This window comes from Tessaracoccus caeni, from assembly GCF_029211185.1.
Classification (GTDB): domain Bacteria; phylum Actinomycetota; class Actinomycetes; order Propionibacteriales; family Propionibacteriaceae; genus Arachnia; species Arachnia caeni.
The window spans coordinates 250,555-274,957 of sequence record NZ_JARGDO010000002.1 but is presented as its reverse complement, the minus strand read 5'-3'; the positions used below and the strand labels follow the sequence as shown (position 1 = coordinate 274,957).

Here is a 24,403-nt window from a genome sequence, read left to right as displayed (position 1 = left end):
TTTCCTGGATTGGCCGGGACGGGGAAGTGGCAGGGAAGGTGAGCGGGGGCTACAGGCGGTCGCGGAGCCAGGCCAGGTCGGCCAGGCGTTCGTCGACGCCGCCGGGGGTTTCCAGCATCACCGGGGCGCCGGCGGTCTTCACCAACTCGACGATGGCCTCGCCGTCGGCGAAGCCCTGGCCCAGGTTGGCGTGACGGTCGCGACCGCTGTCAGCGGCGTCGCGCGAATCGTTGCAGTGGATCAGGTCGATACGGCCGGTGATGGCCTTGATCCGGTCGGCGATTCCGGCCAGCTCCAGGCCCGCGGCATGGGCGTGGCAGGTGTCCAGGCAGAAACCCACCTGGTCGATGTTGGGCGAACCTGACAGCGCGTCCCAAAGCCGAGCGATCGACTCCTCGTAGCGAGCCATCGCCTTATTGCCACCCGCCGTGTTCTCGATCAGCAGCGGCACCTCGATCTTCAGACCGTCGATGCACTTGCGCCAGTTCTCGACGCCCTTTTCCGGGTCGTCGTTGGCGGTGACGTGCCCGCCGTGCACGACGACGCCCCGAGCGCCCACCGCGGCGGCCTCGTCGAGGGTCTGCTGCAGGATCTTGCGCGACGGAATCCGGATGCGGTTGTTCGTCGACGCCACGTTGATGATGTACGGCGAGTGGATGAAGATGCCGACGCCGGCCTCCTCGGCTGCGGTCTTCAGAGCCGCCGCGCCCCCCGGGTAGAGCGTGCCGGGCTTCTTCCAACTCTGCGGGTCTCCCAGGAAGAACTGGACGATGTCGGCCCCGATGGCCGCAGCTTCTCCCAGCGGATCGACGGAATCGACGTGTGCGCCCAGTTCATATGCCATGCGGCCAGCCTATCCGTCCGGCCCGACAGCGAGGCGGAGCTATGGATAGGCGATCGAAGTATGAGGTCGATCGGAGAGGGCTCAGGCAGCCAGGCCGAAGACGACGTTGACCGTGCAGGCGAGCGCGACGGTGCCGAGGAAGTAGGACAGCAGGGCGTGCCCGAGTTGGGTCTTGCGCAGCAGGCTGGTGTGCAGGTCGGTATCGGAGATTGCGTATGAGATGCCGACGCAGAACGCCATGTAGGCGAAGTCGGAGTAGACCGGCCGGTCGTCGCCGAACTTGATGGGCGGCTTCGGCGCGGAGAAGTACAGGTCGGCGTAGCGGATGCCGTAGATGGTGTGCACCAGCAGCCAGGAGGCCAGCACGCTGGTGGCGCCCAGGCCCGCTGCGACGATGTCCGAGCGTTGGCTCGCGGCCAGCACGAACCCCACTCCCACCACGCTGCCGACGGCGGCGAGGAGCAGGACCGCGTCGCTCGTCGCCCGGCCGGGATCCTCGGCCAAGGCATGGGAGGCGGTCTCATCCGCGTCGAGCCGCCAGAGCAGGGCCCACGTCCAGAGGCAGTAGACGAACACGCCGACGGTCCAGGCCAGGGCGATGGCCACGTCGATGCGCGTGAGCATGGCAGCCCCGGCGCCGACGATGACGGCCAGCATCAGGCTGATCAGCAGCCTGGCGCTGCGATGCTTGGCTCGCGTTGTGCGCATGGCCTCAGGCTAGACCTGGCTGGCCCACCCCGTCACCACGTCGACGCGTGCATAGATCTGCGTATACGCCACGACCTTCCCTATAGGCGAGGTCTCGACGCATACGCAGATTTATGCACGCGAGCGGCGGCCTGCCGGGGGAGCGGCCAGGAGAACCGAATACACTTGGCCTCGCTCACGACCTAAGGGGGGCCCAATGTCGGACCACATCGCGCAGCGCATCCGCGAGACCATCGCCCAGCACGGCCATCGCCCGGCCACTCGCATCCGGGAGGGCGAAGGCTGGCGCACCCAGACCTACGCCCAGTTCGGCACGCGGATCGACGGCTTCGCGCAAGGCTTGATCGACCTTGGCCTCGAGCCCGGCGACCGGATCGGCCTGTTCGCCAACAACTGCCCGGAATGGTCGGAGATCGACCTCGCCGCCGCCACCGTGCGCGTGGTGCCCGTCCCGCTCTACGCCACCTCGACGCCCGAGCAGATCGAGCACATCGTCAACGATTCCGGCCTGCGAGTGATGTTCGTCGGCAGCAGGTCCGAGGCCGAGCGCGTCTACGAGGCGCGCCCGAACATGCCCGGCCTCGAGGTCGTCGTCATCATGAGCCCCTACGACGGGCAGCCCTCCGACGCGCTCAGCCTCAAGGATCTGCAGAAGATCCCCGGCCCCGACGTGGCCAAGCGGCTGTCCGAGGTGCGTGGCGACGACCTGGCGTCGATCATCTACACCTCCGGCACCACCGGCAACCCCAAGGGTGTGATGATCACCCACGGCGCGCTCACCTACCAGAGCGACGCCCTCGACCAGTTCTTCGAGATCACCCCCGACGACTCGTCGCTCTGCTTCCTGCCGCTCTCGCACGCGTTGGAGCGCGCCTGGACGGCCGTGGTGCTGATGCACGGCTGCCTCAACACCTATGTCGCCAACGCCCGCACCGTCGCCGAGCAGATGCCGCTGGCCCAGGCGACGATGATGGTCTCGGTTCCCAAGCTCTACGAGACGGTGTTCACCACCGCGCACGCCAAGGTGTCCTCGTCGGCGGCCAAGAAGAAGATCTTTACCTGGGCGCTCAAGGTGGGCCGCCACGCGCAGTACGCCTACCGTTCGGGACGCCAGCCGTCGGCCGGGGTGAGGGCGCAGCTGAAGATCGCCGACAAGCTGGTCTACAGCAGCATCCGCGACGCGATGGGCGGGGCGAAGTCGGTGCTGGCGTGCGGCGGCGCGCCGATCCGGCCGGAGATCGAGGAGTTCTTCTCCTCGGTCGGCCTCCCGATCCAATGCGGCTACGGCCTGACCGAGGCGTCGCCGCTGGTCACGTTCAACTCGCGCAGCGAGTTCAAGATCGGCACCGTCGGCAAGGTGCTGCCCGGCGGCGAGATCCTGCTGGGCGACCTGGGCGAGATCTGTTTCCGCGGGCCCAACGTGATGGCCGGCTACTGGAACGACCAGGAGGCCACCGACGAAGTGATCGAGGACGGCTGGCTGCGCACCGGCGACGTCGGCTACATCGACACCGACGGCTTCCTCACCATCACCGACCGGCTGAAGGATCTCATCGTCACCCTCGGCGGTAAGAACGTCGCCCCGCAGCCCATCGAGGGCCTGCTGCTGGCCGACCCGCTCATCGAGCACGCCGTCCTGCTGGGCGACAACCGACCGTTCCTGACGCTGCTGGTGAAGCCCTCGCTGCCCGCCGTCGAGGAGCTGGCCGCCAGCTTGAAGTGGCCGGGGTCGCTGCAGGACTGGCTGCACAGCCATGAGCTGTCCGCGGAGCTGAAGAAGCGCGTCGCGGCGATCACGGAGAAGCTGCCCAGCCAGGAACGCCCCAAGGACACCCACGTCCTGCACGAGGAGTTCACCATGGAGAACGGCCTGCTCACGCCGACGCTCAAGGTGCGCCGTCGCGAGGTGGAGAAGCGCTTCAAGGAGATCGTCGACGAGATGTATGCACGTCTCGAGAAGCTGCGCCACGAGCGGTGATGGCTGCGGTCAGGAGACCTTGGTGGGCGACGTGGCCCGGCGCGCTCGGCTGCGGGGTGGCGTCGCTGGTGCTCGGCGGGGCGGGCACGATCAGCCTGCTGGTCTATGTGGCGCTGCCTGTCGACAACATCGCCGGTACCGACATCGTGACCGACACGGCCCCGTCGACGGTGTCGATGGTCGTGGCGTTGATCGGGGCGGTCGTGCTGCTGGCGCTGCCGGTGCTGACGACGGTGTGGGCGCGACGCATCTGGCTGGGATACATGCTACTGGGCTTGACGCTGAGCGCCGTCGGCGGCATCGCCGGGCTAGTCTGGATGGGCATCCTGTGAGGATCAGCGACGAGGGAAACGAGTAGGGACGAGATGGGACTGTTCGACTTCTTGAACAAGCGCTCCACGACGGGGCTCAGCATCGACGAGACGTTGATGGCGCTGAGCAAGGGTGCGGTGCTGATCGACGTGCGCACCAAGGCGGAGTACGAGGCCGGCCACGCGCCCGGCGCGATCCCCGTCGACCCCAAGCAGCTGCACGAGAACCCCCTCGACGCGATCCACGGCGACAACATCCTGGCCGACCGCGACGCCGCCATCGTCGTGATCTGCGACAACGGCCTGCGTTCGTCCATCGCCGCCGCCGAGCTGCGCGAGAAGGCGCTGCTGGCCGAGTCCGTCGCCGGAGGCCTGCTGGCCTGGGGCAGGGACGGCAACCCCATCCTTCCCGGGCCCTATCGCCCGCGCTGACGGAGATGACACCCATGCGGTTGTCCCTGCGCAACATGTTGCTGGGCGCCGGGCTCGCGGGACTCGGGGGTGCGATCGGCTATTACGTCGGTGGGCATCGCAAGGTGAATCGCGACGTGCCCGACTACTACCGGCATTGGTCGGTGCAGGCCAAGCGTCACATCCGGCGCGACCTCCCGCCGCTGAACTACGTCGCGCTGGGCGATTCCGCCGCGCAGGGCGTGGGCGCCTCGTCCGCGTGGCGCGGCTATGTGGCGCTGATCGGGCACCTGATGTCGGAGGCCACCGGACGCGAGGTGATCGTCACCAACCTGTCCGTGTCCGGAGCGGTGAGCGGCGACGTGGTGAAGGACCAGCTGCCCAAGTTGGCCGCTCTCGAGTTCGAGCCCGACCTCGTGACGTTGGACATCGGCGGCAACGACGCGGTGTTCTTCATGGGCAACACCACGGAGTCGTTCAAGGCCAGCTTCGACGCGATCCTTGCGGCGTTGCCCGAGGGTAGCTTCGTCGCCGATGTCCCTTGGCTGATGTGGCCGGGGCTCGCGCAGCGCTCGTCCGGGATGGCCGTCGCATCACGCGAACTGATCGAGAGCCGTGGTCATCATCTGGTGCCGATCCACCAGTCCAGCCGCGAGACGGGGCTGTTCGGATACCACCGCCACACCGCCGGAGACCTGTTCCACCCCAACGACCGAGGCCACGCCGCCTGGGCGCAGAAGTTCTGGGAGCAGATCGTCGAGACCGGCACGTTGAATCAGTGGCTGTCCGTACCCGGTCGTTGAGGTGCGACGAAGTCGCCTCGAAGCGACCCAGCTGGCAGTCGAACAACAGCCTCTGCCCAAGGTCGGGCTCTTTTCGAGGCTTCGGCCCTGGGGCTCGTTCCTCGCCCTCAGCCTTCGCACCTCAAAGAGCGTGAACTCAAAGAGCGTGGGGTCAGGCGGGGGATGGCGGCGATCAGGGCGGCGGTGTAGGACTCCGAGGGGTTGGCCAGGACGTCGAGGGTGGGGCCGGTCTCGACGACGCGGCCGTCCTTCAGCACGGTCATCTCGTCGCACAGGGCGGCGACGACACTGATGTCGTGGGACACCATGATCAGGCTCAAACCGTGACTCTCCCGCAGCCGGGCGAGCAGCGCGATCACGTCGATCCGGGTGGACACGTCGAGTGCGCTGACGGGCTCGTCGGCGATCAAGACCCTCGGGTTTGTCACCAGGGCCCGGGCGATGGCGATGCGCTGACGCTGTCCGCCGCTGAACTCGTGGGGGTAGCGGGTGAGGGCGTCGGCGCCGAGCCCGACCTCCGACAACACCGCAGCGGCGCGATCCCGACGGCCGCGCGGATCCTTCTCCACACCCAGCGACTGCAGCGGCTCGGAGACGATCCGGTCGACGCGCATGCGCGGGTCGAGCGAGGTGTACGGATCCTGGAAGACCGGCTGAACGGCGCGTCGCAGCTCACGAATGCGGGCCCGGCCCACCAAGGGGGAACCGTCGAACAGCACCTGACCGGTGCCCGGCTGGCGCAGGGCCAGCAGCATGGACAGCGCCGTGGACTTGCCCGATCCCGACTCCCCGACGATGCCCAGACTGCGTCCGGGTTCGACGGCGAGGCTGACGTCGTCGAGGGCCAGCTGGTCGGCGCCGCGATACCGGAATCCGACGTGGTCGAGGGCGAGGAGGGCGGTCATGCGGACCTCCCGGCTTCGGTCTTCCGGGCAACGGTCGTAAGGGCGGTCCCGCGGCTGGACCGGGGATGGATGCGTCGGGTGACGCTGGTCATGCGGACCTCCCGGCTTCGGTCTTCCGGGCAACGGTCGGGAGGGTGGTCCCGCGGGCGGACCAGGGGTGGATGCGTCGGGCGAGGCTGGTCATGCGGTCCTCCCGGTGTCGATGGTTCCGGTGGTGAGGGCGCGGTCGAGCGCGCGGGCGCCGGCTACCAGGCGCTGCGTGTACTCGTGTTGCGGCGAGCGGACGATGGTGTCGATGGGCCCCTCCTCGACGATGCTGCCGTAGCGCATCACCAGGGCGCGGTCGACGGTGGCCGAGACCACCGCGATGTCGTGGCTGACAAGCACCAACGCCATGCCGCGCTCGTCGGAGAGCTTCCGCAGCAGGCCAAGGATCTCGGCCTGCACGGTGACGTCGAGAGCGGTGGTGGGTTCGTCGGCGATGAGGGTCTCGGCGCCGCAGGCGAGCGCCATGGCGATGGCGACGCGCTGCCGCTGACCGCCGGAGAGCTCGTGGGGGAAGGCGCGCAGCACGCGCTCCGGCAGCGACACCTCCTGCAGCAGTTGGCGGATGGCGTCCTGTGCAGCCGCGCCCGTCAGCGCGCGATGCCGACGCAGCGGCTCCGCGATCAGGGCGCCGATCCGGGTGAGGGGGTCGAGGGCCGTGGACGGATCCTGGAAGACCAGCGCCACCTTGCCGCCGCGGACGGCTCGCAGCTCACTCTCGCGCACTCCGATCACCTGATGGCCGGACACCCGGGCCGACCCCGACGCGCGCAGCGTCGGCGGCAGCAGCCCGAGCAGTGCCAGGCTGGTCACCGACTTGCCGGATCCCGACTCGCCGATGATGCCCAGCCGCTCGCCGCGCGCGAGCTGGAAGGAGATGCCGTCGACCAGCCGCTTGCCGGTTCCTCGCACCTCGATGGTGAGGTCGTCGACCTCCAGCCAGGGCGCGTCGTGTCGGGTGGCGGTCATGAGCGTCCCCTTCGGGTGGGATCGAGGTGCTCGCGCAGGCCGTCGGCCAGGAAGTTGGCGCCCAGCACGATGATGACGACGGCGACGCCCGGCGCGATCGCCGACCAGGGCGCGCCCAGCACCGTCGACTGGGAGTCGCGCAGCAGCCGGCCCAGCGAGGCGTTCGGCGGGGGAACGCCCAGGCCGAGGTACGAGAGACTGGCCTCGGCGAGCACGGCAGTGCCGAACACCAGGGCGGCGGTCACCACCAAGGTGGGCCACATGTTGGGCAGCAGGTGGCGCACAATGATCGAGAACCACCCGGTGCCGGAGGTACGGGCCGCCACCACGAACTGCTGGCGCAGCAGTCGCTTGGCCAGGATGCGGGTGAGGCGGGCGACGACGGCCGAGGCCGCGACGCCGATGGAGACGACGGCGGTGGTCAGGCTGGCGCCCTGGGTGGCGCCGATCAGCATGGCCAGCAGCAGGGTGGGGAAGGCGATCAGCACGTCCAGCAGCGACGACTGCACGTCGTCGAGCCATCCGCTGGAGTGCGCCGCGACCAACCCCACCACCAGCCCGATGGCCAGCGCGATGGCCGTGCTGCCCAGCCCGACGGTCAGCGCGATGCGCAGGCCGACCAGCACGAAGCTGGCGGTATCGCGGCCGAGGGTGTCGGTGCCCAGCCAGTGCGTGCCGTTGGGGGCTTCCAAACGTCCGCCGGAGGTGTCGGCCAAGTCGAAGGGCAGCCAGAACACCGACGCCACGCCGAGCACGGCCACCAGGCCCAGCAGGATCACGCCGGCCACCAGGCTCCGTGGCCAGCGGCGGGCGCCGGTGCGGGCAGCCGTCGCGCCGGGCGTCGTCGCGTCGATCCGGGCGCTCATGCGTCGGCCCCCGAGAGATGCGTGCGCAGCCGAGGATCGACGATGCGCTGAACGACATCGGCGGCGAAACCGATCACCAGCACGAACAGGGTGCTGACCAGCAGCACGCCCTGGATGTTGGGATAGTCGTGCTCGGCGATGGCCTTGGTGAGCATCGAGCCCAGCCCCGGCAGGCTGAACACGCTCTCGACGACGACCGCACCCAGCAGCGTCGACGCCAGCTCGATGCCGAGCACGGAGATCACCGGCACCGACGCGTTGCGCAGGCCGTGCCTCAGGAAGGCCTCGCCTTGGGAGGCGCCGAGGGCCCGGGCATTGCGCAGGTAGTCGGAGTCGAGCACGTCGAGCGTCGCAGAGCGCACGTAGCGGATCAGCGACGCCGACATCACGATGACGATGGTGATGATGGGCAGCGTCAGCGACCTCAGCGCCGCAGCCGGGTCTTCCCAGTCGGTGCGCGGGAAGCCGCTGGACGGGAACCAACGCAGCTGGAGCGCCAAGATCCACACCAGCAGGATGCCGATCCAGAACACCGGCACCGCGATGCCGAACTGCGCGATCCCGGAGAGCACCGTGCCCAACCGGGTGTGGGACCGCACCGCCGCGACGTAGCCGACGAAGGCTGCGATCACCACGGCTATCACGAACGCAATGAGGGTGAGGGGCAGCGTGATGGTGAGCCGCTGCGCGATCTCCGGCAGCACCGGGGCGCCGGAGGTGAAAGAGGTGCCCAGATCGAGGCGCAGCACGCCGCCGACCCAGGTGAGCAGCTGTTGCCCGACCGGCAGGTTCGAGCCCACCTGTTCCTGCGCTGCCGCGATCTGCTCCGGCGTCGCGTCCGCGCCCAGCAGGGCGTTGGCCGGATCGCCGGGGAGCAGACGCAACAGCAGGAAGATCAGCAGCATCGCGAGTGCGAAGCTGAGCAGGAGGAACCCGAACCTGCGGGCCAGGTAGCCGATCACGCCTTGGAGATTCCCGAGACGTAGAACTGCGAGTTCAGGCCGTTGACGGGGAAGCCGGAGACGTCGCTGCGGGCCACCACGATCTGCGGGAAGAGGAACAGCCAGTTGCTGGCGGCTTCAGTGGCGATGATGGTGTTGGCCTGCGTGAGCAGCTCGGTCTGCTGCTCTGGCGTCTCGGCCTGCTCGGCCTCGCCCACCAGCTTCTGCACCTCGGCGTTGTCGTAGCCCCAGTAGAAGTCGGGGTTGGCGTACCAGACGACGTCGCGGTCGTTGACGTGCTCCTGCAGCGTCGCCTCGAAATCGCGCTCCTTGAACACGGTCGAGTACCACTCGTCGGCCGTGATGATCTTGATCTCGACGGTGATGCCGACCTTCGCCAGCTCGCTCTTCAGGAACTCCGCCACCTGGGGGTGCGGGTCGTAGTTGGGCGTCTGCAGGGTGAAGGTGAAGCCATCGGCCTTGCCCGCCTCGGCCAGCAGCGTCTTGGAGAGCTCGGGGTCGTAGGGGTTGAGGCTGGTCAGATCCTCGTACCACGGGTCGGTGGGCGGAACCATCGACCCGATCAGCGTGCCGCGGCCGGCCCAGATGGCGTCGAGCAGCTTCTCGCGGTCGACGGCGGAGTAGATGGCGCGACGCACCTTGGCGTCGTTGAAGGGCTCGACGCGGTCGTTGAAGGCCAGCAGCTCCTTGACCGTCGAGGTGCCCTCGCTGATCTGGAAGTCGGGGTTGTTCTCGAACGGGGTGAGCGAATCGGGGCTCTGGAGGCTGGTGATCAGGTCGATCTCGTCGGTCAGCAAGGCATTGCCCAGGGCGCTGGCGTCGGTGAAGTAGTGGAACGTCACCTCGGCGTTCTTCGGCGCCTCGCCCCAGTAGGCGTCGTTGCGGGCGATGGTCAGCGTGCTGCCGCGACGCCACTCCTCGAAGGCGTACGGGCCGGTGCCGTCGGCCTCGGTCTTGGCGTCGGCCAGGTCGGGGTTGACGATCCAGACGTACGAGATCAGGTAGGGGAACGAGATGGAGCGCGACGACAGGGTGAACACCACCGTCTTCTCGTCGGGCGTCTCCACCGAGTCCACCACGGCGTAGCTCGCCTTGCGGGCCGCCTGCGAGCTCTCGGCGGTGACGCGCTCGAAGCTCGCCTTCACGTCGGCGGAGGTAAGGGCCTTGCCGGAGTGGAAGGTGACGCCGTCGCGCAAGGTGAAGGTGTAGGTGAGGCCGTCGTCGCTCACCTGGTAGTCCTCGGCCAGCAGATTGCTGAGGGATCCGTCGTCGTTCAGCTTGATCAGCGACTCGTAGACGTTGCCGTTGAAAGCCTCGACGACGCCCTGGCCGCCGGCGTCCACGTTGCTGAGGTTGCCGGGCTCGTACAGCGAGCCGATTTCGATCGCGGCAGCCGGATCGGCGGCGACGGAGGACTGGCCGGTGGTGCCGGGATCGGTGGACGGGCTCGAGGGGGAGGAGCAGCCGGCCAGAACCAGCCCGGAGGCGAGGAGGGCGGCGATGGTGCTCGCGAGTCTGCGGGAACGCATGGGTGATTCCTTTACTGACGATGTCGAGCGGTCAAACCTCGAATCGCGACGGTTTATTCCCGAAAACCGCGTCACGACGCGGAGTTCGTGGCAAACTCGCGCGCCCCGCGTGCATAGATCTGCGTATGCGCGCCGGCCTCGCTATAGGCGAGGCCTTCGCGTATACGCAGATTTATGTTCGGAACCCTGAGTCAGTCGCTGTGCATGGAGACGGGGGTGCCGGCTTCGACGGTGCGGGAGACCGTGCACATCCGGTCGTGGGCGCGCGTGATGGCGCGATCCAGCATGCTGCGGGCGCGGTCGCCGCCCTCACCTTCGGGGAAACGGAGCCGGAAGGTCACGTCGATGTTCTCGACGATGTTGCCGTCGGCGTTCTTGACGCGGTCGGCGGTGACCGAGGCCTCGGACGACTCCGGCTCGGCGTAGCGGGTGGTCAGCAGGTCTACGTCGATGGCGCCGCAGCCGGCGATGGCGGCCATCAGGAGCTCGACGGGGGTGAATTCCGGCGAGTCGCCGGGGCCGATCGGCAGGGTGCCGCCGCGTTCGTTGGTGGCCTCGAATCGGGTGGTGCCGACGCGGGTCAGGCTGACGGCGGTCGGGCGGCGGGTCTCTTCTGCCATGGTTCCTCCTGGACTTTTCTCTTGCCACCCTAATCAGGCGGACTAGATTTCGTCGCCCGCGCGAGCCCGGGTAAGGTTGGGCGAGCGGCTGGCCACAGGGTCGGCCGTGCCCTCCTGCCACGGGATCGACCCGCGGCCGTTAGTCCGAAGGAGGTGGGGCTACTCCATGCGCAAGTATGAAGTCATGGTTCTCGTCGATGCAGATGTCGACGATCGTAAGGTCCAGGGTCTCGTCGAGAAGCATCTCGAGACCATCACCAAGGGTGGTGGCACCGTCGACAGCACCGATTTCTGGGGCCGTCGTCGCCTGGCTTACGACATCAACAAGAAGTCTGAAGCCAACTACGCCGTCGTGCAGCTGACCGCTGAGCCGGCGCTGGTCTCCGAGCTGGACCGTCTGATGTCCATCGACGAGTCCATCGTGCGGACCAAGGTTCTGCGTCGCGACGCCTGAGTTATACACAACCACAGGATCCGGTGGGAAATTTGAGGCCTTTTCCGCAATAACGGTAGGCAACAGCGCAACACTTGATCCACTTAAGTACTCACACGGAGGCATCCATGGCAGGCGAAACCCCGATCACGATCATCGGCAATCTCACGTCCGATCCCGAGCTGCGGTTCACCCCCAGCGGCGCGGCCGTCGCGAACTTCACCGTCGCGTCGACGCCCCGCACGTTCGATCGCCAGACCAACGAATGGCGTGACGGCGATGCCATGTTCCTCAACTGTGCCGTGTGGCGCCAGTACGCCGAGAACGTCGCCGAGTCCCTCACCAAGGGTATGCGGGTGATCGTTACCGGCAACCTGAAGTCTCGTCAGTACGAGACCCAGCAGGGCGAGCGTCGTACGGTCTTCGAGGTCGATGTCAACGAGGTGGGTCCCGCCCTCCGCTACGCGACGGCCAAGGTCACCCGCACTCAGGGTGGCGGCGGCGGTGGCGGTGGTTCCTGGCAGCAGGCGCCGCAGGGGGGCAACCCCAACTATCAGCAGAACGCTCCTGCAGGCGATCCCTGGGCGAGCTCCGGCAACACCGGAGGCAACCGCGGCGGAAACGATCCGTGGGCCCAGCAGCAGTCTGAAGAACCCCCGTTCTGATCCACGCTTCGTCCAATCGGACGAGCTGGCACATTCCGTTCCTGGTGACAGGGACGGGCTTCCACGAAGGAGAGCACCATAATGGCCGGTCCACAGCGCAAGTCTGTGAACAAGAAGAAGATCATGCCGGTGAAGACGACTCGCGTCGCCAACATCGACTACAAGGACATCAACACGCTCAAGAGGTTCATCTCTGAGCGCGGCAAGATTCGCGCCCGCCGCGTCACTGGCCTTTCGGTCCAGGACCAGCGCAAGGTGGCACTCGCCGTCAAGAACGCGCGTGAGGTGGCTCTGCTGCCCTACGCCTCGACCGCTCGCTGATAAGGGGAAATACAGATGAAGATCATCCTCACCAGCACCATCGAGAAGCTCGGCATCGCCGGCGAAATCGTTGAGGTCAAGGACGGCTACGCCCGTAACTACCTCCTGCCCCAGGGCAAGGCCATCGCCTGGACCCGTGGCGCGGAGAAGCAGATCGAGGGCATCAAGCGCGCCCGCGACGCCCGCGAGATCCGTGGCGTCGAGCACGCGCAGGAGATCCGCCAGCAGATCGAGGGCCTGACGGTTTCCGTCGCTGCCCGCGTGGCTGACTCGGGTCACCTGTTCGGCGCGGTCACCGCCGCCGAGCTGGCTGTTGCCGTCAAGAAGGCCGGTGGCCCCGCCATCGACAAGCGTTCCGTGTCGTTCGCCAAGCCCATCAAGACCGCCGGCGCGCACACCGCGTCCGTGAAGCTGCACCCCGCCGTCACCGCGCGGGTGTCCTTCGAGGTCGTCGGCAAGTGAGCTGACGCTCGCCGCTAGACAACACTGAGCCCCGGTCCAGCTGGACCGGGGCTCAGTGCGCTCTTCGAGGTGCGAAACCGCCCGCGGCCGAGCCTCGAAAGGTGGCCGAGGGCTGGTGGTCGGGAACTGTGGTCTCGTTCGTCGTGTTACGGATGGGGTCCGCTCCTGCCCGGCCGCCTCACGGCGCTTCGCGCGTGCAGGACGGCTTTTACGCCCACCAAACCCACTCGCGAACCCCATCCTCCACACGACGTGGTGCGACCGTGATGACTCGTCAGTGGCCGGACTTGGCGCCCTTCCGGTGTGTGATCAAGTGGATGACGCCGGCGACGGCGGAGCCGACGACGAAGCCGATGATCGCGGAGAAGAAGGTGTTGGTCAGCCAGCCGAAGAAGCCGCTGGCGAAGGGCATGGCGTGGGCGACCGCCTCCTCGGCGTGATGCACGAAGCTGTAGATGGGGTGGAAGCCCAGATCATCGGTGCCGACCAGCAGGATGTGGCCACCCACCCAGAGCATCGCGATGGTACCGATGTAGGACAGGGCGGTCATGATCTTGGGCATCGCGGTGACGAGGCCTGCCCCCAGGCGCTGCGAGCCCTTATCGTCGCGTCGCGTCATGGCCAGGCCGATGTCGTCCATCTTCACGATCAGCGCCACCACGCCGTAGACGAGCGCGGTGATCATGATCGCGACGACGATCAGCGCGCCGAGCCGCAGCCAGAAGCCCTCCGCGGCCACTTCGTTCAGGGAGATCACCATGATCTCGGCCGAGAGGATGAAGTCGGTGCGCACGGCTCCGCTGACGAGCTTCTTCTCCTGGTCGCCTCCCACCTCCGACGCGGGGGCTTTGGCTTCGGGCTCGTGGCCGGTGATCTTCTCCCAGATCTTCTCGGCGCCCTCGAAGCAGAGATAGGTGCCGCCCAGCATCAGCAGCGGGGTCAGCGCCCAGGGCGCGAACTGGCTGAGCAGCATGGCGGCGGGAAGGATGAAGATCAGCTTGTTGCGCAGCGATCCCTTGGTGATCTTCCAGATGATCGGCAGCTCGCGCGCCGGCTGGATGCCCTGCACGTAGCGGGGAGTCACGGCGGCGTCGTCGACCACCACGCCCACGGCCTTGGCGCTCGCCCTTCCGGCGGCCGCACCCACATCGTCGATCGACGCGGCAGCCAGCTTCGCGAGCGTGGCGATGTCGTCGAGCAGTGCCGCGAGTCCTCCGGCCATGGCTGTCCCTTTCCCTGAAGTACGCGCCAACATTAGTGGCACCTCCCAACAGCACCCAGGCCTTTCGCTCCCGGTGTAAGACTGGAGCGGTGAGTGCTTTGTTGCTGGGTGGCCGACGGTTCGACGACGCGAGCCCGGCGGTGATGGGCATCCTCAACCGCAATCGCGACTCTTTCTATTCTCCGGCACGCCTGCTCGACGACGAACCCGCCTTCGCTCGGGTGGAGCAGATGATCGCCGAGGGGGTGGATGTGCTCGACGTCGGGGGTGTCCGGGCAGGCCAGGAGGGGGAGTGGGTTGAGGCCGACGAGGAGATCCGACGCGTGGCTCCCTTCGTCGCGGCGGTGCGCGAACGCTTCCCGGAGTTGCTGATCTCCGTCGACACCTGGCGTGCCGAGGTGGCTCGAGCCTGCGACGGTGCCGTCGACCTGGTCAACGACACCTGGCAAGGTGCCGATCCCGCACTCGTCGAGGCTGCCGCTGAACTGGGTGCCGGCTATGTGGTCTCGCACACAGGCGGATTGCCACCGCGCACGGATCCGCAGAAGGTGAGTTACCCGCCCGAGCCCGACGGCGTGGTCGTCGACGTGCTGCGAGTGCTGCGTGCGGGTGCCGAACGGGCCGTCGCCGCCGGGGTGGCGCCGACGTCGGTGCTGCTCGACCCCACCCTCGACTTCGGCAAGACCACCGCTCATTCGCTGCGCCTGGTTCGCGCAACGGCCGATGTGGTGGCGCTCGGCTACCCCGTCATGCAGGCCATCTCGCGCAAGGACTTCGTCGGGGAGACCCTGGGCGTCGAGATCGACGATCGGCTGGAGGGCACGCTGGCCGCCACGGCCGTCGCCGCGTGGCAGGGGGCGGTCCTGTTCCGCGCCCACGATGTGCTGGCCACCCGCCGCACCCTCGACATGGTCGCCTCGATCAAGGGTCGCCGCCCGCCTCTGAGGGCCGTGAGAGGACTCTGACGACGGGCGAAACCCCATTGTCAGAGTTGTTTGCTACGTTATTCCTTGCTGCCTGAACGGTCTGAGCCGGGACTCTCTCTCCGTCGGGCGAGCCAGCGTTGCGGCGCATAGCCGTCTAAGAGGTCCCGCCAGTAAGTGCCATCTACTGGCGGGATCTCTAAGGCCACGAAGGTGGCTCCCCTTGCCCCGTACTCCGGGGATCTGTTTGTTTCGAGAGGAAACCCATGCCTCCTGCCGAGCGATCGACGCGCGGCGTCATCCCGATCCTGCTCATCGCGGCCTTCGTCGTCATCCTCAACGAGACGACGATGAACGTCGCGCTGAGCAGCATCATGGCCGACTTCGGCATCACTGAGCGCAGCGCGCAGTGGCTCACCACGGCGTTCATGCTGACCATGGCCGTCGTGATCCCTGTGACCGGCTGGCTGCTCGACCGGTTGCCCACCCGCAAGGTCTACCAGCTGGCCATGATGCTGTTCAGCGCCGGCACCCTGGTGGGCGCGGTCGCGCCGACGTTCGAGCTGCTGCTGGTCGGTCGTGTCGTGCAGGCCTCCGGTACCGCGATCATGATGCCCCTGCTGATGACCACCATCATGGGCATGGTCTCGCCCAACCAGCGCGGCAAGGTGATGGGCAACGTCTCGATGGTGATCTCGGTGGCGCCGGCGGTGGGGCCGACGCTGTCCGGGTTGCTGCTGCAGCTGGGATCGTGGCGGTTCATCTTCGCGATGGTGCTGCCGATCGCAGTGCTCATGCTGGTGCTGGGCAGCAGGCGACTTGCCGACGTCGGGGAGCGCAAGGACACGCCGCTCGACATCCTGTCGGTGCCGCTGACCATGCTCGCGTTCGGCCCGCTGATCTACGGCTTCAGCCTGATCGGATCGGACGACGTCGAGTTCTGGGTGCCGATGCTGGCCATCGGTATCGGTGTCGGCGGACTGGTGGCCTTCATCGCTCGTCAGCTCGTGCTGCAGGGCCGAGGGGCGGCTTTCCTCGACCTGCGGACGTTCACCTACGGACCCTTCACCGTGTCCCTGACCATGCTCGCCATCGGCATGATGGCGATGTTCGGCACGGTGATCATGCTGCCCCTGCTGCTGCAGCGCGCCTACGATCTGGAGCCGGTCCAAGTGGGGCTGATGATGCTGCCGGGCGGTATCGCGATGGGCCTGCTGTCGCCGCTGGTGGGTCGCCTGTTCGACCGGTACGGCCCGCGGGTGCTCGTGGTGCCGGCTGCGGCGGTGGTGCTCGCCGTTTTTCTGTTCTTCTCGACGCTGTCCCTCGTGACGCCGTGGTGGGCGGTCATGGTGGGCCACGTTCTCATGAGTGCGAGTTTCGCGTTCATCTTCACTCCGCTGTTCACCGTCGCGCTCGGCTCGCTGCCGAAGCCGTTGTACTCGCACGGCTCCGCGGTGATCGGCGCCATTCAGCAGGTCGCGGGCGCGGCCGGCACGGCACTGTTCGTGACGGTGTTCGCCATGCAGACCGCTGCCGCCCAGCCCACGGCATCCTCCGAGGCCGAAGCCATGCTGGCCGGCTCGCACTGGTCGTTCCTCGGGGCGGGCGCCATCTGGACCGCCGCCTTGATCTGCAGCCTGTTCCTGCGCAAACCCGAGTCGTCCGGGCCGCCCGGGGGAGGACCGGCGCACTAGGTCGTCGCTCTCCTCGAGGCTCGGCCGCGGGCGGCCTCGCACCTCGAAGAGCGTGTGGTGGGTGCTCTGCGCTCGTCCTGAGTGTCGAGGCGCCGTACCTCGAAGAGCGTGTGGTGGCGACGCGTCGGGCAGACTGGGCCTGAACAGGCAGGAGGCGATCATGGTGCGCAGTGAAGACGTAAGCGTGGCCGTTGCGCAGTTCGCGCCGGGACCGGACTCGACAGCGAACCTCGGCCTCGTCGAGGCCCATGCACGATGGGCTCGCGAGCTGGGTGCCGACGTGGTGGTCGTGCCCGAGTACGCGTCCTACTTCACCCGCGATCTCGGCCCGGACTGGCTCGAGAACGCGCAGCCGCTCGACGGGCCGTTCGTGACGGGACTACGCGGGCTGGCTGACGAGTTGGGCATCTACCTCGTCGCGGGGGTCGTCGAAACCGGAGACGACGAGCGGGTGCGGAACACCACTGTGGCCATCGCGCCCGGGCGAGGGATCGTCGCGCGGTACCGCAAACTGCACCTCTACGACGCCTTCGGCTCCACCGAGTCGCGCTGGGTGCATCCGGGGGCGATCGAGGAGCCGGAGTTGTTCGAGGTGGCTGGCCTGAGGTTCGGTATCCAGGCTTGCTACGACCTCCGCTTCCCCGAGACCACCCGCCGCCTGGCCGTCGCGGGTGTCGACGTGGTGTGTTTGCCCGCCGAATGGGTGCGCGGGCCGCTCAAGGAGTTCCACTGGCGCACCTTGGTTACGGCGCGGGCCATCGAGAACACGGTCTACGTCGCGGCTGCCGGTCACACCCCGTCGATCGGCGTGGGCAACTCCATGCTCGTCGACCCCACCGGCATCTGCTTGGCCGGCCTCGCGGAGGAGCCCGACGTCGCCGTGGCTCGCTTCTCCGCCGAACGCATCCGCACGGTCCGCAAGACCAACCCGTCACTGGAGCTGCGCCGCTTCGACGTCCACCCACGAGCCTGACGAACTTCTGCGTAGAGACTCCGCCACCTACTGGCGGAATCTCTTACTCGCAGGCCACCCCATCTCCGTCTCGATCGAGCTTCCTGCTGTATCCCGGATCTCCGGTGTGCAGAGGGGCGGCGCCAGCCGAGCGGGCTTCCGAGCAGTTGGCGTAGTAGGCCGACGACGTGGATTCCGAAGTGTCGGCCAGTTTGCGGGTGCTTGCCTTGGCCTTCTTCTTTTTCTTCGGCTTCTTGGTAGCAGACTCAGCTGCTGTGGGGGTGGCGGTCACGGTCACGGTCGGCGCAGGTTCCGGGGTCATCGTCACCGTCATGGTCGGCGCTGGCTCCGGATCCATCGTCAGCGTCACGGTTGGGGCCGGCTCGGGAGCAGCAGTGACTGTCATGGTGACAGTCGGCGCTGGGCCAGGCACGGCGTCGGACTCGGTGGTGCTGGCTCCAATGCCGAGACCGACGAGTCCTGCGGCGACCGGGGCGACCCAGGCGCGCCTCCATAGGGGCTTCTTGTTGGCCTTGCGTGTTCGGGCCGAAGTCATCTCATCCTCGCTTCTCACCGGAACCTGGGTGATGCTGGGATGGTTCCGCAAGCGCTAGCACTCTATGGCGGACCTCGCCATCGGCGCATTGGTCTTTCGTAGTTCGTGAGGCCGCCGGATGTCCTAATGATTGAGACATAAGGACATCACGGGGTCAGAACCCGGCTGATCGCCGAGTTCCGACGTGGGTGGCGCGCATAACGATGGCTGAGCGGGGGCGACCTGTGCAATACGTACAGGTCACCCCCGCTCAGCCAGCGTTATGCGAGAGACAGGCCGCGATCAGCCCTTTGTTGCTCCCGCGGTCAGGCCCTCGACGATCCAGCGGCTCGCGAAGGCGAACAGCAGCATCGTGGGCAGGATGGTCAGCACGGCGGCTGCGGCCATCGGGCCCCATTCGATGTTGAAGCTGGAGATGAAGCCGTTGAGGGCGGTGGGGATGGTCTTGCGTTCATTGGTGTTGATCAACGTCACCGCGAGGAAGAGCTCGTTCCAGACGTTGACGAAGTTGAAGATGAACGTCGCGATGATGCCAGGCCCCATGACGGGGACGATGACCCGCCACAGCGCGGTGAAGCGCGTGCAGCCGTCGACCATCGCGGCCTCCTCCAGGGAGTCGGGCACGTTGTCGAAGAAGCCGCGCAGCATGATCGCGGAGAACGGGATGGTCATCGCGATGTAGATCAGCACCAGGCCGAAGCGGCTGTCGACCAGGCCCATGTTGGTGAACATCTGATACAGCGGACCGAGCGCGATGAACGCAGGGATCATCTGGGTTACCAAGAACGCCAGCATGACCGCGCCCTTTCCACGGAAGTGGAACCTCGACAGCACATAGGCGCTCAGCAAGGCGATCAGCGTCGCGACGCCGGCCGCCGCCATCGCGACGATGACGCTGTTGAGGATGGCGTGGCCGAAGACGGTCTTGCCGAACAGTTTCGTGTAGTTCTCCAGGGAGAACTCCCGGGGCCAGTACCGCACCGGGTACTCGGCGATCTGGTTCGCCGGCTTGAACGACGTCATCAGGATCCAGTAGAGCGGGAACAACGTGATGATCAGCCAGATGGCCAGGCCGACCACCTTCGTCACTTTCAACCATGCGGGGAGCTTGTTGATCATGAGTTGTTCTCCCTCGACAGCAGCATCAGGTACACCGCCGTGAAGGCCACCAGGACGCCCATCACGATGAACCCGAGCGCCGACGCCATGCCGTACTCACCCTGCTGGGTGTACTGGATCATCCAGGTGGTGGCGATCTGGGTCTGGTTGGCGGGGCCGCCGCCGGTCATCGCGTAGATGATGTCCGGGAAGTTGAAGATCCAGATCACGCGCAGCAGGACGGTGAGCACCAGGGTGGTGCGGATCGTCGGGATGGTCACCTGGAACAGGGTGCGCATGCGCCCTGCCCCGTCGAGCGCCGCGGCCTCGTAGAGCTCGTCGGGAACCGATTGCAGCGCCGCGAGGATCATCATCGCGAAGAAGGCGACGCCGTACCAGATGTTGGCGAGGATCACGGAGACCAGCGCCAGGTTGGGGTTGGCCAGCCAGGGCACGGGCGTCTCGGTGAGCCCCGAACGCATCAGCATGTCGTTGAACACGCCGAACTCCGAGTTGAACATCCAGCGGAACAGGATGCCGATCAGGAAGCCGGACACCGCCCACGGGTAGAACACCAGTGCCTGATACAGGCCGCGGAAGCGGAACCGCTTCTTGAGCGCCAGCGCGATCAGGAAGCCGAGCAGGAACTGGGGAATCAGGGAGCCGAGCACCCAGATCACCGAGTTCAGCATCACTTTGCCGAACAGCGGATTCGAGATGAGTGCGCGGAAGTTGCCTAGCCCGACGAACGGGGTACTGGTCAGATCCCACAGCGTCCACTGATGGAACGCCATCTGCCCACCCAGAATCAACGGATAGTAGGTGAAGACGATGACGAAGAGGAACGCCGGCGACAGGTAGGCAAGGATGGTCAGCGCCGTGCGTCCGCTGAACTGCCGCCCCTTGGGGGGACGGGCGGTGCGTCCGCCCGTCCCCTTGGCGGCCTTATCGGCCGTGGCCATGGGTTATCCCGCCCACTTTTCGGTCCAGAACTGGTCCCAGCCCTTCAGCAGGTCGGTGGTCGACATCTGGCCGATCAGCACCTGCTGGAGGTCGGTCTCGGACCGCTGCATCCACTCGGTCCACCAGGAGACGCCTCGTGGTTCCTCGACGCCGATGAAGACCTCCGGGTTGGCGGTCATCTCGACGTAGGCAGCCCAGGGGCCCTCGCTGAAGAAGGGATCCTCGCCGGCAGCGCTCTGGATCGGCACCAGCGAGTTCTCCTTGGCGAAGGTGGTCGACGCGTCGCCGGAGAGGAACTGCACCAGCTTGACGGCCTCCTCCTTGTGCTCCGACGCCTCCGTGACGCCCCAGCCTGCGGTGGCCATCGGCCAGGCGGCCTTGCCGGTCGGGCCGACGGGGTTCGGCGCGACGCTCCACTGGTCCTCGGTCAGCGACGAGCCGCGGACCACGGCGATCACTTCGGGATCCTGCAGCAGGAAGGCGGTGGAGCCGTTGGTGAACCCTTCCACCATCTCGGTGAAGCCCCAGGCGACGGAGGACTCGGGTGAACCGGTCTTGAACAGCTCGATGTAACGATCGAGGGCCGCCTGCGACTCGGGCGTGGAGAAGATCGTGGCGCCGCTCGTGACCTTGTAGGCGTTGGTCACGTCGAGGTTGTCGGCGTTCCAGGCCTCCAGGATGCTCATCAGCTGACCCGCGGAGTTCTTACCACCGCGGAAGGCGTAGCCGTAGCGGTTCTGCGTCGGATCCTGGATCTTGGCGGCCTGGGTGATCAGGTCGTCCCAGGTCGTCGGCGGGCCGTCGAAACCGGCGTCCTTCACCATGTCGGTGCGGTAGAAGAGGCTGAGCCCGTAGAAGCCGTAGGGGATGAACCACGACTTGCCGTCGGCGTTGACCGCGACCTTCTTGGCCTGGTCGGTGAGGGCTTCGAAGCCCTCCCACGCCTTGGTCTCCGCGGACATGTCGTAAAGCCACTTGTTGTTGCTGAACGGGCCGACCGTGAGGTCGCGCACCTCGAGGACGTCGACGCCCGAACCCGACTGCAGCATCTGCTGCAGCTTCTGGTCGGCCTGCTCGCTGGGTGGCGACACCAGATCCACCTTGATCCCGGGGTTGGCCGTCTGGAACTCGTCGAGGAGGCCCCTGATCAGCTCTGTTCGGGCTGGGTTGGTGAGGCTCTCCACCATCTGGAGTGTGACCTCGCCGCCTCCTCCGGTCTCTCCGCCCGTGGAGCCCTTGTCGCCGCCGCAGGCGGTCAGCGCCAGGGCGAGCGCCGAGACCGCTGCTGCTGCGGTGATGAACTTCTTGCGCATCGTTCCTCCTTCAAATGTGATGGTCATGATGCTCGGATTCCCCTGCCCTGGATGGCTGACCATTGGTGAAGCAGGGGAATTCCCACCGTGGCCAAATGGGTGAAATCGTGCACGGAGTTGTACACGTGAGATGAAAGCCTGAGATAGCCGGTGCCGTGGAAGCTGGTGAAAGAGACGGCCGCACCGGTTTGATCGCTGAAAGGCACCCGCATGGCGTCGGCGTCCTCCCGCGTCCGGCCGAGTCCTTCGGGGAGCCGGAACAGCCGCATGGGTCCGACGCTCTGTCCCACGACCGGCACCGGATCCTCGACGATGCCGCGCAGGGCCTCCGCGACGACGACGCTGCCCTCGTCGAGCACGCGCCGTGAGTGCTCGCGCACTGCCGCCCAGCCGACGGCCTCGTCGAGGTGCCGCCATGCGAAGGGGGCGGTGAGCCAGGCGGTGACGTCCATGGTGCCGTTGTGGTCGAAGCGTCGGGGGAACTCTTCGGTGGCCCCCCACGAGTCGATCAGCGGATAGAGCTCCCGGCCTCCGCCGCGAGCGACGAGCACAGCTGCCCCGCGGGGCGCGCACGCGAACTTGTGCAGGTTGGCCACCCAGTAGTCGGCCTCGCGGCAGACCGGGTCGGCAAGGACGCCCGGGGCGTGGGCGCCGTCGACCAGGGTGAGGATGCCGCGGGCGCGGGCTTCCCGGCAGATCTCGTCGACGGGGAAGGCGCGGGCGGTGGCCGAGGTGACCTGGTCGATCACGAGCAACGTCGGACGGTGTTCGTCCATCGCGGTGACGGTGAGGTCGAGCGCCTCGGCGTCGGAGGCCGCCAGTGGAATGACGACGGTGGCCGCGCGTCCGCCGGTGCGGTGCGCCACGCGCGCGGCTCCCATCGATACTGCGCCGTAGCCGTGATCGGTGAGCAGCACGTCGATCGGGCCGCGATCCATCAACGACTGGTAGACCACGGATGCGCCCGCCGAGACGTTGTAGACGAAGGCGAGGATGGCGGCGTCGACGTGCAGCAGCCCTGACAACTCTTCCCGCGCTGCGGCGATCCGCTCTGGGAGGGTGGAGAACCACCGCACCGGGTTCCACTCCATGAGGCGGCGCAGTCGTGCCTGCTCCTCCTGCACGGCGACGGGCACCGCGCCGAAGGAGCCGTGATTGAGGTGGCGCACCTGCGGATCCAGCGACCAGCGAGGCTGGGGATCGGCTGCAAGACGCGAACCGGCAGCGTCAGACGTCATCGATGCCAACCTCCTTGTCTGACAATTAGGCACCTCTCGCCGTCATTTCACCACATATGGCCGCGCAAAGACCATAAATGTCTGACAATCGTTACAATCCGAGCCAGACCTGGTTGGTAGGGCATCATGGGCGCATGACTGGGAAGGCCTCCGTGACGGCGGTAGAGACGGCGCGCCAGGGGCTGTGCCGGATGATCGCCACGGGCGAGTTGGCTCCCGGGGCGCTGTTGCCGAGCGAAGCGGAGCTCTGTGAGCGCTTCGGGGTGTCTCGCAGTTCCCTCCGGGAGGCGCAGCGCATGCTCGGAGTGGCTGGAGCGTTGGTCTCGAGGCCGGGCAGCAGTGCGGCGGTGTCCGATTTCTCCCCCCGGCAGATGCTGTCTGGGCTGGAGATGGTGATTCCCTTGCTTCCCCTGGAGAGATTTCTCGAGCTCTACACCCTGCGGGAGGTGCTCGAGGGACACGTCGCGTCTCAGGCTGCGGCTCGGATGTCCGACGATGAATGCGCCGCGCTCGTGGCGGTGGCGCAGGAGCTGGCGGACTCGGAGCCTTCAGATCGAGCCCAGCTTCTCGACGCTCAGTTCCATTCGTCCATCGTCCAGGCCGGCGGCGATGAGGTGATCGATGCCCTGCTGGAGACGATCCGACGCCGTGGCCGGGACTATCGGATCTTCGAGGAGGAGGCGCACCGCGCGCTCAAGGAGGTCAGCGACCAGGCCCACTTGGAGATCGCGCGCGCGATTCAGCGTCGCGACCCGGAGTCGGCCCGGTTCCTCTCCATGAGCCATGTGCGCGTCACCCGGACGTGGTTGGAAGGGATCCGTCCCGGTCCTGTCCTTTTCGAGGCGACGTAGCCTGAGCGGTGGGGCAGCGTCCGATGGGAGCGGAGCCTGTCGTCGCTGTCACGCACCCCGCGGCCGGCTCGGGACCGCAGATCGCAGACTAGCCAAAGATCCAATACGTATTGGCCAAAAGTAAGGGGTCGGGTGAACTATCGGTTAAATAATCGGGAGCACTATGGCCCGCAGGATTGGCGCATGTAAGACTGAATTCGGAAGACGTGCCCCGATCACGGATATGGGAAGGGTGCGTGACCAAAGGACAATCCGGTTGTTCGCCAGTTTGAGTCTTTCGGGTTGACCCGCTGCTTTGGGGTCAGCATGAGGCGCAAGGTGGTGAACGCCCCTCCGGGAGATATGAGAACCTCATGAGTCACGACACGACGATAGGCTGGCAGGGCTTCACCCGCATCGCCGGGCCCGTTGCGGTCGACATGGACCGTCTCGACCGGCAGGCGTTCACCGTGGGGCGCGAAGTGGTCCTCTTCGGGCGCGGACGTTCCCAGTCCTGCCTCTGCGGGTGCGACCTCTTCCTCGTTATCGGGCCTGAGCAGGTGCGATGCGTGGAGTGCCGGATGGGGTTCGCCTTCTAGTCGCTGAACACTGCTTCCCCCGGGGGCAGGATCCAGCGGATTGTCTCTGATTGGTAACTGTCCTGAAGAAGTTCTAGAATCGATGGCGTTGTGATCCCGGGGGGTGATTGCCATCGCACGCGGCTGCGACGTGTCTTCTCGTCTGCCGCGCCTGATCTTGTAGCCCAGACGTGGGAGAAACGA

The 24,403-nt window shown here is 66.9% G+C and carries 27 protein-coding genes; 13 read left to right on the top strand and 14 right to left on the bottom strand.

Features of this window, described 5'->3' with window-relative positions:
* Positions 1–49: 49 nt before the first annotated feature.
* Positions 50–844 carry a deoxyribonuclease IV gene (locus tag P0D62_RS03385; RefSeq protein WP_275701210.1) on the bottom strand — a complete coding sequence of 265 codons (795 nt, stop codon included), beginning with the start codon at positions 842–844 and terminating at the stop codon, positions 50–52.
* A gap of 81 nt (positions 845–925) precedes the next feature.
* Positions 926–1,552 carry a DUF1345 domain-containing protein gene (locus P0D62_RS03380; protein ID WP_275701209.1) on the bottom strand — a complete coding sequence of 209 codons (627 nt, stop codon included), beginning with the start codon at positions 1,550–1,552 and terminating at the stop codon, positions 926–928.
* 196 nt (positions 1,553–1,748) lie between these two features.
* Here P0D62_RS03380 and P0D62_RS03375 point away from each other — a divergent pair, with 196 nt between their 5' ends.
* Genes P0D62_RS03375 through P0D62_RS03360 form a run of 4 tightly spaced genes read left to right on the top strand, consistent with a single transcriptional unit; the run spans position 1,749 to position 5,055 of the window.
* The gene (locus P0D62_RS03375) at positions 1,749–3,530 is read left to right on the top strand and encodes an AMP-dependent synthetase/ligase (RefSeq protein ID WP_275701208.1); all 1,782 of its coding nucleotides are present in this window, start codon (positions 1,749–1,751) and stop codon (positions 3,528–3,530) included.
* Entirely contained in the window at positions 3,530–3,862 is a 333-nt protein-coding gene (locus P0D62_RS03370; protein ID WP_275701207.1) for a hypothetical protein, read from the top strand. Before P0D62_RS03375 ends, P0D62_RS03370 begins: the two co-directional genes overlap by 1 nt.
* A gap of 33 nt (positions 3,863–3,895) precedes the next feature.
* Positions 3,896–4,273 carry a rhodanese-like domain-containing protein gene (locus P0D62_RS03365; protein ID WP_275701206.1) on the top strand — a complete coding sequence of 126 codons (378 nt, stop codon included), beginning with the start codon at positions 3,896–3,898 and terminating at the stop codon, positions 4,271–4,273.
* A 14-nt stretch (positions 4,274–4,287) separates the two neighbouring features.
* The gene (locus tag P0D62_RS03360) at positions 4,288–5,055 is read left to right on the top strand and encodes an SGNH/GDSL hydrolase family protein (RefSeq protein ID WP_275701205.1); all 768 of its coding nucleotides are present in this window, start codon (positions 4,288–4,290) and stop codon (positions 5,053–5,055) included.
* A 107-nt stretch (positions 5,056–5,162) separates the two neighbouring features.
* Here P0D62_RS03360 and P0D62_RS03355 read toward each other — a convergent pair whose 3' ends face one another.
* From P0D62_RS03355 to P0D62_RS03330, 6 genes are all read right to left on the bottom strand, one after another.
* Entirely contained in the window at positions 5,163–5,960 is a 798-nt protein-coding gene (locus P0D62_RS03355; RefSeq protein ID WP_275701204.1) for an ABC transporter ATP-binding protein, read from the bottom strand.
* Between the two features lie 180 nt (positions 5,961–6,140).
* Positions 6,141–6,974, bottom strand: coding sequence for an ABC transporter ATP-binding protein (locus P0D62_RS03350; RefSeq protein ID WP_275701203.1), 834 nt, complete (start codon positions 6,972–6,974; stop codon positions 6,141–6,143).
* Positions 6,971–7,840 (bottom strand): ABC transporter permease, encoded by an 870-nt coding sequence (locus tag P0D62_RS03345; RefSeq protein WP_275701202.1) that lies wholly within the window; start codon positions 7,838–7,840, stop codon positions 6,971–6,973. Before P0D62_RS03345 ends, P0D62_RS03350 begins: the two co-directional genes overlap by 4 nt.
* Positions 7,837–8,802 (bottom strand): ABC transporter permease, encoded by a 966-nt coding sequence (locus P0D62_RS03340; protein ID WP_275701201.1) that lies wholly within the window; start codon positions 8,800–8,802, stop codon positions 7,837–7,839. Before P0D62_RS03340 ends, P0D62_RS03345 begins: the two co-directional genes overlap by 4 nt.
* Positions 8,799–10,331, bottom strand: a complete 1,533-nt coding sequence (locus tag P0D62_RS03335; protein ID WP_275701200.1) for an ABC transporter substrate-binding protein — start codon at positions 10,329–10,331, stop codon at positions 8,799–8,801. The genes P0D62_RS03340 and P0D62_RS03335 overlap by 4 nt, the downstream gene beginning before the upstream one ends.
* Positions 10,332–10,522: 191 nt before the next feature.
* Complete coding sequence (locus tag P0D62_RS03330) at positions 10,523–10,951, bottom strand: OsmC family protein (protein WP_275701199.1); 429 nt, start codon at positions 10,949–10,951, stop codon at positions 10,523–10,525.
* A 166-nt stretch (positions 10,952–11,117) separates the two neighbouring features.
* Here P0D62_RS03330 and rpsF point away from each other — a divergent pair, with 166 nt between their 5' ends.
* From rpsF to rplI, 4 genes are all read left to right on the top strand, one after another.
* Positions 11,118–11,405 carry a 30S ribosomal protein S6 gene (gene rpsF / locus P0D62_RS03325; protein WP_275701198.1) on the top strand — a complete coding sequence of 96 codons (288 nt, stop codon included), beginning with the start codon at positions 11,118–11,120 and terminating at the stop codon, positions 11,403–11,405.
* A 107-nt stretch (positions 11,406–11,512) separates the two neighbouring features.
* Positions 11,513–12,049 carry a single-stranded DNA-binding protein gene (locus P0D62_RS03320; RefSeq protein ID WP_275701197.1) on the top strand — a complete coding sequence of 179 codons (537 nt, stop codon included), beginning with the start codon at positions 11,513–11,515 and terminating at the stop codon, positions 12,047–12,049.
* 81 nt (positions 12,050–12,130) lie between these two features.
* On the top strand, positions 12,131–12,370 hold the full coding sequence (rpsR, locus tag P0D62_RS03315) for a 30S ribosomal protein S18 (RefSeq protein ID WP_275701196.1): 240 nt from the start codon (positions 12,131–12,133) through the stop codon (positions 12,368–12,370).
* 15 nt (positions 12,371–12,385) lie between these two features.
* The gene (rplI, locus tag P0D62_RS03310; RefSeq protein ID WP_275701195.1) at positions 12,386–12,832 is read left to right on the top strand and encodes a 50S ribosomal protein L9; all 447 of its coding nucleotides are present in this window, start codon (positions 12,386–12,388) and stop codon (positions 12,830–12,832) included.
* A 274-nt stretch (positions 12,833–13,106) separates the two neighbouring features.
* Here rplI and P0D62_RS03305 read toward each other — a convergent pair whose 3' ends face one another.
* Positions 13,107–14,054 (bottom strand): DUF808 domain-containing protein, encoded by a 948-nt coding sequence (locus P0D62_RS03305; RefSeq protein WP_275701194.1) that lies wholly within the window; start codon positions 14,052–14,054, stop codon positions 13,107–13,109.
* 89 nt (positions 14,055–14,143) lie between these two features.
* Between P0D62_RS03305 and folP the strand changes: the two genes are divergently transcribed.
* The 3 genes from folP (at position 14,144) to P0D62_RS03290 (ending at position 17,644) form a co-directional block, all read left to right on the top strand.
* Positions 14,144–15,019: a dihydropteroate synthase gene (gene folP / locus P0D62_RS03300; RefSeq protein WP_275701193.1), complete on the top strand. Its 876-nt coding sequence runs from the start codon at positions 14,144–14,146 to the stop codon at positions 15,017–15,019.
* 224 nt (positions 15,020–15,243) lie between these two features.
* On the top strand, positions 15,244–16,671 hold the full coding sequence (locus tag P0D62_RS03295; protein WP_275701192.1) for an MDR family MFS transporter: 1,428 nt from the start codon (positions 15,244–15,246) through the stop codon (positions 16,669–16,671).
* 160 nt (positions 16,672–16,831) lie between these two features.
* Positions 16,832–17,644 (top strand): carbon-nitrogen hydrolase family protein, encoded by an 813-nt coding sequence (locus P0D62_RS03290; RefSeq protein WP_275701191.1) that lies wholly within the window; start codon positions 16,832–16,834, stop codon positions 17,642–17,644.
* Positions 17,645–17,687: 43 nt separating this feature from the next.
* Here the strand turns inward: P0D62_RS03290 and P0D62_RS03285 are convergent, their stop codons facing one another.
* The 5 genes from P0D62_RS03285 to P0D62_RS03265 form a co-directional block, all read right to left on the bottom strand.
* Positions 17,688–18,179: an excalibur calcium-binding domain-containing protein gene (locus P0D62_RS03285; protein WP_275701190.1), complete on the bottom strand. Its 492-nt coding sequence runs from the start codon at positions 18,177–18,179 to the stop codon at positions 17,688–17,690.
* 282 nt (positions 18,180–18,461) lie between these two features.
* A complete protein-coding gene (locus tag P0D62_RS03280; protein ID WP_275701189.1) occupies positions 18,462–19,298 on the bottom strand; it encodes a carbohydrate ABC transporter permease in 837 nt (278 codons plus the stop codon).
* Positions 19,295–20,239 carry a carbohydrate ABC transporter permease gene (locus P0D62_RS03275; RefSeq protein ID WP_275701188.1) on the bottom strand — a complete coding sequence of 315 codons (945 nt, stop codon included), beginning with the start codon at positions 20,237–20,239 and terminating at the stop codon, positions 19,295–19,297. Before P0D62_RS03275 ends, P0D62_RS03280 begins: the two co-directional genes overlap by 4 nt.
* 3 nt (positions 20,240–20,242) lie before the next feature.
* Positions 20,243–21,553, bottom strand: coding sequence for an ABC transporter substrate-binding protein (locus P0D62_RS03270; protein WP_275701187.1), 1,311 nt, complete (start codon positions 21,551–21,553; stop codon positions 20,243–20,245).
* Between the two features lie 23 nt (positions 21,554–21,576).
* Positions 21,577–22,791: an aminotransferase class V-fold PLP-dependent enzyme gene (locus P0D62_RS03265; RefSeq protein WP_275701186.1), complete on the bottom strand. Its 1,215-nt coding sequence runs from the start codon at positions 22,789–22,791 to the stop codon at positions 21,577–21,579.
* Between the two features lie 134 nt (positions 22,792–22,925).
* On the opposite strand from P0D62_RS03265, the gene P0D62_RS03260 reads away from it, so the two are divergent.
* Both P0D62_RS03260 and P0D62_RS03255 read left to right on the top strand, forming a co-directional pair.
* The gene (locus tag P0D62_RS03260; protein WP_275701185.1) at positions 22,926–23,642 is read left to right on the top strand and encodes a FadR/GntR family transcriptional regulator; all 717 of its coding nucleotides are present in this window, start codon (positions 22,926–22,928) and stop codon (positions 23,640–23,642) included.
* Between the two features lie 353 nt (positions 23,643–23,995).
* Positions 23,996–24,220, top strand: a complete 225-nt coding sequence (locus P0D62_RS03255; RefSeq protein WP_275701184.1) for a hypothetical protein — start codon at positions 23,996–23,998, stop codon at positions 24,218–24,220.
* Positions 24,221–24,403 lie beyond the last annotated feature (183 nt).